We start from the raw sequence: 10,535 nt of genomic DNA, 5'->3' as shown, positions 1-10,535 counted from the left end.
TTTTTGGAGTTTTACCAAAAGAAGGCTTGCAAAATTTAACGGTGTAAGCAAAAATTTCGAATGGCATTTGAAAGAATGCGAATGGCGCCGGAAGCGGGGTATTGATGATTTAGAAAAATCATTTATGGTCGCTTCTGCAATGAATTATACCAATCACTCTGCTAGTCTAGAGCCTAAAGATATTTGGAGAGATTGATGTTTCAACATACAGAGCGACACATAAAGCGTCGCTCTGTATGTTGCCCTGAATTGGAAGAGATTACACCTCTCCCACAAGATTATCCTCCCTAAAGGGAGGGGTTTCAACCAGTAAGGAAATTTTGATGAAAGCCACAACCAAAAGACCGTTTAAATATCGCAAGTATTTATCCCTCATTATTTTAGTCGTCATGTTTCTGCTGTTGACGGTTTCAACCTTATTGCTGAACTATCTATCCGCCGCACGCTTTGCCGAATTGGCTCAAGCGCTTGATGTTTCCGGACAACAGGGCGCGATTACACAGCAATTATCCAAAAACCTTTACGACATTAATTTATACATTCAAGAAGCCTTAGCGCAAAAAGCCCTACTTTCTCAAACGGCGCAGCGGGAAGTCGAGCTGGAGGAATTACCGCAAATTGCCATTTATAAGATTGCGGAAATTCAGGCGCAACGCGATTTATTCGCTCAAGGCTTGGCGGCATTTCAAAGAGGCGGCAGCGTCAGCGGCACAGACGGCAACAGCGTAAACCTATCTGCTGCCGACAATCCTGCGGCGGTAAAAAGCTTGGCGGAAACCCAGAAAATTTGGACGCCTTATCTGGGTTTGCTCGATAACTTCATTCGCGATACGCAAAAAGGCGTGGTATCGGAGCAAACCAGTAACTATCTGGTCGATTATTCGCGTCTGTATAATCAGGCATTATTGACCGAAGCCAATCATCTATCCGCCGCTTTGAATACGGAAATTGCCAAACAATCCGAACTATCCGAACAAATTCAATTGGGCGGCTTGGCATTGGCATTTCTCTTATTCTTCTTCATCGTCTTCGGCGCTCTGCGTCAATTACTGCAAGGCGACAGCCGCTTAGCCATTGCCCGTCAGCAGACCACCGATATTTTGGATACGGTAAATGAAGGCTTATTCCTGATTGACAAAGAATTGGTGATTTCCGACGAATATTCGCGCAGCTTGGAATCGATTTTGCAGAAAAAGGATCTGCAAGGCAGAACCTTATTAGAAATTTTGCAGGACTCAATTTCAGAAGCGGATTTGAACAATGCCAAATTATTCGTCGATCAGCTATATAACGGTTGGGTAGTGGAAGAATTAATCCAAGATTTAAATCCCTTAAAGCAAATTAAGACCAATATTTTAGCAGACGACGGCACGGTAAAAACCAAATATCTGGATTTCAACTTCTTGCGCATCAACAATGGGCAAAACGATGAAGTGAATAAGGTATTTGTCAGCGTGGTCGATATAACCGAAGCGGTGCTTTTGGAAAGAAATCTTGAAAAAGTAAGAGAACAGCATGACCGCGAATTGGAAATGATCGGCACTATTTTATCCATCGATCAACAGCATTTATTGTCATTCATTGCCAATACCAAGCAAAGAATCGATAAGATGAACGAAGTCTTAAAACAAAAAGTGCATGGACGCATGGGCTTGCGCGATAAAAGCAATCTGCTCTTTCGCGAAATGCACAGCCTGAAAGGCGACGCTTCGGCTTTGGGCTTGGAAGGCTTTGTTAATGCGGCGGAAAGACAGGAAGAGCTCTTAAAAGAATTGCAACGGCGTGCCAATCTGAGCGGCAATGACTTCCTGTCCTTTACCGTAAACTTGGAAGAAATGCTGGAATTAAACCAATTCATCAGCAATTTGATCGAACGCCTGCGCATCATGGGTCGCAGCATGAACCATGCCGAAGAAGGCGCCAATACCTCCGCAAGTCTGCAGGCAGACAAGGCCATTCCGCAGACGCATTGGAAAGTCTATTTCGAACAGTATGCGCAAAGCATTGCCCAACGCTACGGCAAACAGGTACGTCTGCAATGCGAAGGCTTCGACGAAGTGTATGCGCAAGACGAGCAATTTACGGTTTATAAAGATATTGCCGTCCAGCTTTTGAAAAATGCGATTGTGCACGGCATCGAAATGCCCGAAGTGCGCGAGGCGGCGGGCAAACCGGCGCAAGGCACGATCAAACTCTTGCTGCGTAACAACGCCAAAGGAGAATTGTGCTTAGGTATTGAAGATGACGGACAAGGCATTCAATTGGATCAATTGCGGCAAAAAGCGGTAGAAGCCGGTTTGGCAAGCGCCGCCTCGGCGCAGCAGATGTCCGAACAGGCGCTGTACGGCATCATGATGACCTCCGGCATTTCCACCACCAAACAGCAAACCCAAGATGCCGGACGCGGCGTAGGTATGGATATTGTGGCCGATTTGGTAAAATCGGCTCAAGGAAAATTAAGTGTAACAAGTAAAGAAGACCAGTTCACGAGAATTGTGGCGGTTTTCCCAGCAAAATAGAGGATTAACTATGGCATATACCTTAATGGTTGTCGATGATTCAAATATTATCCGCAACAGAATCGCAAGAAGTTTTGCCGATTCAGACATCCAGATCGTGGCTTCCGCCAAAGACGGCGAAGAAGCAGTGGCAAAATTCGAGCAATTTCAGCCTGATTTGGTCACAATGGATTTAACCATGCCACATATGGACGGCTTGGAATGCATCAAACGCTTGGTTGCCAAAGGCACTGGCGTGAGCATTTTAGTCGTTTCCGCCTTATCGGATAAAGCCACAGCTTTATTAGCTTTGCAATACGGCGCACGCGGATTTATCTGCAAGCCCTTTAATGAAAACGATATTAAAGGGGCTTTGGAAAGAATGATTGCCATGCAGGAAAAAGCGAAAAAATAAAGCGCTGACAAGAAAAAAGAGCGGTCACACTGTGCCGGTCTTTTTTTTGTCTTTATATTATTTTCGGAGAAGCGAAAAAGTAGTACAAGGCAGCGAGCCGCAGACAGTACAAGAGCGTACGGCAAAGCGAGCTAATACTGTAATAGGTTTTTAAGTCTTCGACTATAGTCGAAGAGTTAAAAACCACAGAGATGTTTCAACACACAAAGCGACACATAAAGCGTCGCTCTACGTGTTCCCCTGACTTGGAAGAGGTTACACCTCTCCCACAAGATTATCCTCCCTAAAGGGAGGGGTTTCAACCAGTAAGGAAATTTTGATAAACACATATGAATCCTTGGACAATCCGCCCCGCAGAAGAAAGCGACGTCGCCGCCATTACGCACATCTACAATCATTATTCCCTACACTCCGTCATCAGCTTTGACGACAGCCCGCAATCCGAAGCGCAGAAACTCGCGCAAATGCGCAGCATTCTTGCCCATGGCGAATATCTGATTGCCGAAATGCAAGGCAAACTTATCGGCTATGCCTATGCCAAACCGTGGATGGAGCGCCCTGCCTATGCGCACAGTTTTGAAAGCACGATTTATTTGGACGCCGAACGCTCGGTAGAACGCTGCCGCGGCTTGGGCGCCGCCTTATATCAAGCCTTGATAGACAAACTTGCCGCGCGCGGTGATGTGCATGTCTTAATCGCCAATCTGACCTTGGGCAACCGTCCCAGCGAAGCCCTGCATGAGAAATTGGGCTTTCGCAAAATCGCCGAATTTCCCGAAGTCGGCTTTAAATTCGGACGTTGGCTGGGCATTCAATATTATGCCTACTATTTCCCCAAGCCATTATAGTCAAAGAATTGAAAAAGTATTACGCCGTTGGCTCGCCTTGCCGTACGCTCTTGTACTGTCTGCGGCTCGCCGCCTTGTACTACTTTTTCACTTCTGCGGCTATAGACGCAGCATAAAGCCGCTCTATCTATGGCGATTTATGATACCTTAGCCACTTTTGCCGCTAGGCAAGGCGAATCTTTTATTCCATGAGTTACAGCACATGGCAGCTCGGTCTGCCGCAATCTTTAAACGCCGCGCGCATTCTTTGCTACGACAGCGAATTTGTCCGCGAGCGGCATTATTATCCGAAACTGGCTTTGCTTCAGCTCTATCAGCCGGATTGGGCGCAGGTGCAATTATGCGATCCGATGCAGCAGGCAATGGAGGGACTGTGGGCGCAGCTTGCCGCCCATGAGGCGCCGCTGGTGCTGCATGCGGGCAGTCAAGATATCGAATTGATGTACAGCATCGGCGGGGTGCTGCCGCGGCAAATCCGCGATACGCAAATCGGCTTTGCTCTGTGCTATCCGCAGAAAGCAATCAGCTATGCCGATATGGTGGCGCATTATTTGGGCATTTTGCTGCCCAAAAGCGAGACCCGCAGCGATTGGCTGGCGCGCCCGTTGTCGGCGGCGCAATGCGATTATGCCGCCGATGACGTCTCACTATTGGCGCAAGTCTATCCTTTATTGGTGGCGGATTTGCAAGCCTTGGGACGGCTGGCTTGGTGGCAGGAAGAATGCGCGCGTCAATTGGCGCAAGCTCTTGCGCCGCCTGCGCCGCTGCCTTGGTACAAATTGCGCGGTGCGCCGCAGCATTTACGCGCCGCCCATTACGTCGCCGCACAGGCATTAGTGGATATTCGCGAGCAGATTGCCGCCGCCAAGGATTTGCCGCGGCGCAAGGTTTTAAGCGATGAGGATTTGGTTGCTGCGGCACGCCGTCAGCCTGAAAATGCGCTGGACTTGGCGGAATTGCTGTCGCCGGCGCATCCGATGCTGCAAGACAGCGCGGCGATTGAGGCGGCATTTGCGCGTTATCGTCAAGAAAGTCCGCCGACGCCCGAACGTAGTTTGCGTTTGGCGGCGCGCGAGCAAAGTCGCTATCAGAAATTGGAAAAATATGTGCATCGCACGGCGGCGGCACTCAATATCAGCGACGAGATGCTGGCAACGCCGCGGCAGATGCGCGAGTGGCTGAAAGACAAAGACAATGCCCTGCTCAATCAGGGTTGGCGGGCGGCATTTTTTCAGTCGATAGAGTTATAAGGTATAGGTATGGAAAATCAAAGCGCTATTTCTTCGTATGACAATGCTGAGCGGGTCAAAGAGCCGCCGCGTTCCAGCGATGCCGAGCAGGCGGTCATCGGCGCCTTATTGCTCGACAATCAATGCTGGGACGAAGTCAGCGAGGTCGTGCAGGCGGAGGATTTTTATTATTACAACAACCGCCTGCTTTTCTCGGCGATTGCCGAATTGGCGGAGCGCAACGAGCCTTTCGACCGCCCGACTTTGCTCACGCGTCTGCGCGATAAGGAAGAATTGGACAAGGCGGGCGGCGACGAGTATTTGCGCCGTATTGCGATGGAAGTGCCGAGTACAGTCAATGCCAGAATTTATGCACAAATCGTGCGCGAACAAAGCATTAAGCGGCGTTTGATTAGCGCCGCTGGCGAGATTGCCAACAGCGCCTTTTTCCCCGAGGGACGCGATGCGCGCACGATTTTGGATAATGCCGAGAGCAAGATTTTCGCCATTACCGAGTCTTTCGATCGCGGCGGCAATCAGGGTTTGATGAGTACGCGGCAAGTCTTGGCGGAAACTATCGATTTGATTGAAAAAATGGCGCAGATTGACGGCGAGGTAACCGGCATTCCCACTGGCTTTACCGAGTTGGACAATATGACCAGCGGTTTGCAGCGCGGCGATCTGATTATTATTGCCGGACGTCCTTCGATGGGGAAAACGGCGTTTTCCATCAATATTGCGCAAAGTGTGGCTTTGCTGGCGGAATTGCCGGTAGCGATTTTTTCCCTTGAAATGCCGGCGCGGCAATTGATGCTGCGGATTTTGTCTTCTCTAACTAAAATTCCGCAAAACCAGCTGCGCCGCGGTCAATTCAATCAAAATCACAATGCCTTCCAATATGCGGTCGGCTCGCAATTGATGAATGCGAAGATTTTTATCGACGACAGTTCCAATATTTCCCTTAACGAAATCCGCAACCGCTGTCGCCGCTTAAAACGCGAGCAGGGAGAATTGGGCTTGATTTTGATTGATTATATGCAATTGATGGAATTGCCCACCGGCGGCGGCTCGGATTTGAACCGCGCCACTCAAATCGGCGATTTGTCGCGCGGTTTGAAATTATTGGCAAAAGAATTGGAAGTGCCGATTATCGCGCTGTCGCAGTTGAACCGCTCTTTGGAAAGCCGCACCGATAAACGCCCGATTATGTCGGATATCCGCGAATCGGGGGCGATTGAGCAAGATGCGGATTTGATTATGTTTGTCTATCGCGATGTGGTGTATAACAAGCAAAATGCCAATCCGCGCGCGGCGGAAGTCATTATCGGCAAGCAGCGTAACGGTCCTATCGGCACGGTGCCGCTGATTTTTGAAGGCGAGTTTTCGTTGTTCCGCGATGCCGCCCCTTCTATTGATGACGACGATTATTAAGGAATGCCATGCGTCCATTGAAAAAAATCATTGACCTTGCCGCGCTGCGCCACAATTGGCAGGTTTTGCAAGCCCAGGCGCCGCAGGCGCGCATGATGGCGGTGGTCAAAGCCAATGCCTACGGGCATGATGCCCTGAGCGTGGCGCAGGCCCTTGCCGATGTCGCACCCTGTTATGCGGTGGCGTGTAGCGAGGAGGCCGTGGCTTTGCGGGCGGTAGGGCTGCGGCAGGCGATTGTCTTATTGGAAGGGATTTTCAATCCCGAGGAAATCGCCCTGTGCGCCGAGCAGGATTTGCAACCGGTGATTCATCATCAGCGGCAGTTGGATTGGCTGGCTGCCGCGCAAACGCCGCTCAAGGCTTGGTTGAAAATCGACAGCGGTATGCACCGCTTGGGTTTTGCGGCGGCGGAGAGCGAGGCTTTGTTTGCGCAGGCATTATGTATGCCCTATGTGGATTGGCAGGGTGTGGTCAGTCACTTTGCCTGTGCCGACAGCGAGGATTTGTCGCATGCGCAGGGGCAATTGGCGCAGTTGCAACATCTGCAGCTGCCCGATACTTGGCAGCGCAGCTATGCCAATTCCGCCGCCATATTCCGTCTGCCGGCGGCGCAAAGCGAATGGTTGCGCGCAGGGATTATGCTTTACGGTCTCTCGCCTTTTGAAGGCAGCTGCGGCGCGGATTTCGGTTTGCAGGCAGTCATGACTTTGCATACCGAAATTCTAGCGACGCATTATTTATCACAAGGCGAGAGCGCTGGCTATGCGCAAGGTTTTATCGCGCCGAGCGAGGGCTATCTTGCCACGATTGCGATTGGCTACGGCGATGGTTGGGCGCGGCGGATTGAGAGCGGCAAAGTGCCGGTTTTGATTGAGGGCAGGCGCTATTATTTGGTCGGGCGCGTGGCGATGGATATGGCTTTGGTCTGGCTGGGGGCGGAGAATTATCCTGCCGGCACGGCGGTGGAGCTGTTCGGCAAGCAATTGGCGGCGGAAGAGGTAGCGGCAGCGGCAGAGACGATTCCTTATACCTTAAGCACGATGCTGACGCCGCGGGTGCGTTTGGAAGTCCATCATGGCTAGGGCGAAAACGCGTTTTGTCTGCCAGTCCTGCGGCAGCAGTTTTCCCAAATGGCAGGGCAAATGCGATGCCTGCGGCGAGTGGAATACCCTGCAAGAAGAAGCGGTCGTCGAGACGAAAACGCCGCCGCGTGGCGGGCGCAGCGGCGGTTATGCAGGGGTTGCCGCCGGTCAGGTGCAACGTCTGCATGAGGTGGATTTACACCGCGATACGGTCATGCCGAGCGGCATTAGCGAATTTGACCGTGTTTTGGGCGGCGGTTTGGTGCGCGGCAGCGTAGTCTTAATCGGCGGCGATCCGGGTATCGGTAAATCGACTTTACTGCTGCAAACGGTGCATCATTTGGCGCAGCAGGTGGAATGCCTGTATGTCAGCGGCGAGGAAAGTCCGCGTCAGATTGGTTTGCGCGCCCAGCGTTTGGGTTTGTCGCGCGAGAAAATCGCCTTATACAGCGAAACCCAAATCGAGCGGATTTTAGCTACCGCCGAAGCGCATCAGCCGCAAGTCTTGGTCGTGGATTCGATTCAAACCCTGTATTCCGAAGCCCTGTCCGCCGCTCCCGGCGCTGTCAGCCAATTGCGCGAATGCGCGGCGCAATTGGTGCGTTTTGCCAAAAACAGCGGTACGACCGTGTTTCTCATCGGACATGTAACCAAAGAAGGCGCGATTGCCGGTCCGCGCGTTTTAGAGCATATGGTCGATACGGTGCTGTATTTTGAAAGCGAGGCGGGCAGCCGTTTTCGTATGTTGCGCGCGATTAAAAACCGCTTCGGGCCGGTGAATGAACTGGGCATGTTCGCGATGCTGGAAAACGGCTTGAAAGCGGTCAGCAATCCCTCGGCGATTTTTTTATCGCGCCCCGATGGCAATCAGGCGGGCAGCGCGATTTTCCCTGTCTGGGAAGGCAGTCGCGCCTTATTGGTGGAAGTGCAGGCATTGGTCGATGCCAATAGCGGCAATTATGCCCGTCGCGTCACGCAGGGCTTTGACGGAGGGCGTTTGGCAATGTTGCTGGCGGTATTAAATCGTCACGGCGGCATTTCCATGCACGATATGGATGTGTATGTGAATGTGGTCGGCGGGCTGAAAATCAGCGAAACCGCCTCGGATTTGGCGGTCTTGGCGGCGGCGGTCTCGAGTTTGCGCGGCAAAGCGATTGCGCGCGATACCGTGATTTTCGGCGAAGTCGGCTTGGCAGGAGAATTGCGCCCTGCCGCCAACGGCGAAGCCAGAATTAAGGCGGCAGAACAACATGGCTTTAAAAAATTGATTTTACCGCGCGCTAATCTGCCCCGCGCCCGTGCTAAACTGAGCATCTATGCCGCAGATACCTTGTCTGAGGCGCTTGAGCAACTTAAAGAAATGGAAGAATAACGATGTCTGAAGCTGAAAAAATCAATTTGGCGGTCTTTCCTGTGGCTGGATTTGGTACGCGCTTTTTGCCGGCTACCAAATCTACGCCCAAAGAAATGTTACCGGTAGTGGATAAACCGCTGATTCAATATGCCGTCGATGAGGCTTATGCCGCCGGTATCCGCAATATGATTTTTGTTACCGGCCGCAATAAATGGTCGATTACCGAACATTACGATATGGCCTATGAATTGGAAACCGAATTGGCCAATCGTAATAAACAAGAATTTATTGACGTCGTGCATCGTATTAAACCCAGTGATATGCACATTACCTTTATTCGCCAAGAAATGGCATTAGGATTGGGGCATGCCGTATTAATGGCGGAACCGATTGTGCGTGATCGTCCATTCGCCGTTTTATTAGCCGACGATTTAATTATTAATAGCAATGGCAACCCTGTGATGAAACAAATGGTCGAGCTTTATAATAAGCATCAGCAAGGCGTGATTGGTGTGCAGCAAGTGCCGGATGAACATACTCATCGCTACGGCATCATTACCGAAGGCGCGAAATTAGATGAGCGCACTTCTACCATTGAAGGCATCGTTGAAAAACCGCGCGCAGGCACCGCACCTTCTAATCTAGCAGCAATCGGGCGCTATATTCTGCCGGGGCGGATTATGCAAATCTTAAAATCTACCAAAGCCGGCGCCGGCGGGGAAATTCAATTAACCGATGCAATTCAAAAATTGATTAAGGAGAAAACCTTATTAGCCTATCGCTATGAGGGCAAACGCTATGACTGCGGCGACAAGCTAGGCTTCTTGCAAGCAAATATCGAATTAGGCTTGGAACATCCGCAATTAGGCAGCGAATTGCGCGATTATTTGCGCAGCCAAACCTTCTAAGTTTTTCTTATCCAAGATCCGATATTGCATCGACTCTTTTTTATTGCTTGCATAAATGAAAAATTGATTTTAAAATATCCGAGTCTTAAGTGACAGTTATTAAATAAACATAAGGAAGCATACATGAATTTAACTCAGCTTTTAGATGAAATTTCAAAATTAGATAATGCGACTTTCGTCGAATTAACCAATCAATTGAGCGCCCAACGCCAAAAACGCGCCCAAGAAATCCAAGCCGTCGCGGAGCAGCAAATCGCCGTATTAACTGGCGGCGAAGCGAAAGCCAAAGGCAAACGCCGTTCGGCAGCTGCTAAATTCGTGCATCCGCAAAGCGGACAAACTTGGACGGGACAAGGCCGCCAACCTAAATGGTTTAGCGAATACCTTGAAAAAGGCGGCAATGAAGAAGATTTAAAAATCAAATAATTTGCCGATAAAGAGCATTTAAAAAAAACCGACCCTTGCGGTCGGTTTTTTATTGCCGCAAGCTATACTCGGAGAAGTGAAAAAGCAGTACAAGGCGGCGAGCCGCAGACAGTACAAAAACGTACGACAAGGCGAGCCAAGTCCGTCATACTTTTTCAATTTCTTGACTATATAGTCAAAGAATTCAAAAAGAGTTACAAATTCACAGGAAGTAAAAGAATAGTTTATCGATGCAATCTAAGCGCCAATCCTTGCGTTTACGTTTAAGCCAAGCCCACATTTTCTCGATTGGGTTCAGAACCGGACTGTATGGCGGTAGCCATAAAATATGATGTCCCGCATCT

Annotated in this window: 10 protein-coding genes and 1 pseudogene; 10 read left to right on the top strand and 1 reads right to left on the bottom strand. The window is 50.2% G+C overall.

Annotated features, from left to right (window positions below; translation table 11 throughout):
- The 10 genes and pseudogenes from ACJHVI_RS07655 to ACJHVI_RS07610 all read left to right on the top strand — a co-directional run.
- Positions 1-143, top strand: a pseudogene (locus ACJHVI_RS07655) (IS1595 family transposase); the annotation flags it as partial.
- A gap of 180 nt (positions 144-323) precedes the next feature.
- Entirely contained in the window at positions 324-2,519 is a 2,196-nt protein-coding gene (locus ACJHVI_RS07650; RefSeq protein WP_483184168.1) for an ATP-binding protein, read from the top strand.
- Between the two features lie 10 nt (positions 2,520-2,529).
- A complete protein-coding gene (locus tag ACJHVI_RS07645; RefSeq protein ID WP_483184167.1) occupies positions 2,530-2,913 on the top strand; it encodes a response regulator transcription factor in 384 nt (127 codons plus the stop codon).
- A gap of 329 nt (positions 2,914-3,242) precedes the next feature.
- On the top strand, positions 3,243-3,761 hold the full coding sequence (locus ACJHVI_RS07640) for a GNAT family N-acetyltransferase (RefSeq protein ID WP_483184166.1): 519 nt from the start codon (positions 3,243-3,245) through the stop codon (positions 3,759-3,761).
- A 188-nt stretch (positions 3,762-3,949) separates the two neighbouring features.
- Positions 3,950-5,011, top strand: coding sequence for a ribonuclease D (locus ACJHVI_RS07635; protein ID WP_483184165.1), 1,062 nt, complete (start codon positions 3,950-3,952; stop codon positions 5,009-5,011).
- A 9-nt stretch (positions 5,012-5,020) separates the two neighbouring features.
- Positions 5,021-6,421 (top strand): replicative DNA helicase, encoded by a 1,401-nt coding sequence (dnaB, locus tag ACJHVI_RS07630; protein WP_483184164.1) that lies wholly within the window; start codon positions 5,021-5,023, stop codon positions 6,419-6,421.
- Positions 6,422-6,429: 8 nt separating this feature from the next.
- Entirely contained in the window at positions 6,430-7,503 is a 1,074-nt protein-coding gene (gene alr, locus ACJHVI_RS07625; protein WP_483184163.1) for an alanine racemase, read from the top strand.
- Positions 7,496-8,875: a DNA repair protein RadA gene (radA, locus tag ACJHVI_RS07620; RefSeq protein ID WP_483184162.1), complete on the top strand. Its 1,380-nt coding sequence runs from the start codon at positions 7,496-7,498 to the stop codon at positions 8,873-8,875. The genes alr and radA overlap by 8 nt, the downstream gene beginning before the upstream one ends.
- A 2-nt stretch (positions 8,876-8,877) precedes the next feature.
- On the top strand, positions 8,878-9,765 hold the full coding sequence (gene galU, locus ACJHVI_RS07615; RefSeq protein WP_483184161.1) for a UTP--glucose-1-phosphate uridylyltransferase GalU: 888 nt from the start codon (positions 8,878-8,880) through the stop codon (positions 9,763-9,765).
- Positions 9,766-9,888: 123 nt separating this feature from the next.
- Entirely contained in the window at positions 9,889-10,191 is a 303-nt protein-coding gene (locus ACJHVI_RS07610) for an H-NS histone family protein (RefSeq protein WP_483184160.1), read from the top strand.
- A gap of 202 nt (positions 10,192-10,393) precedes the next feature.
- On the opposite strand, the gene ACJHVI_RS07605 is transcribed toward ACJHVI_RS07610, so the two are convergent.
- Positions 10,394-10,519 carry a transposase gene (locus ACJHVI_RS07605; RefSeq protein WP_483184169.1) on the bottom strand — a complete coding sequence of 42 codons (126 nt, stop codon included), beginning with the start codon at positions 10,517-10,519 and terminating at the stop codon, positions 10,394-10,396.
- Between the last annotated feature and the right edge of the window lie 16 nt (positions 10,520-10,535).

The sequence above is a fragment of the Suttonella sp. genome, from assembly GCF_056855035.1.
Note: the sequence above shows the minus strand (reverse complement) of the source record. Positions and strands in the feature narration are given on the sequence as shown.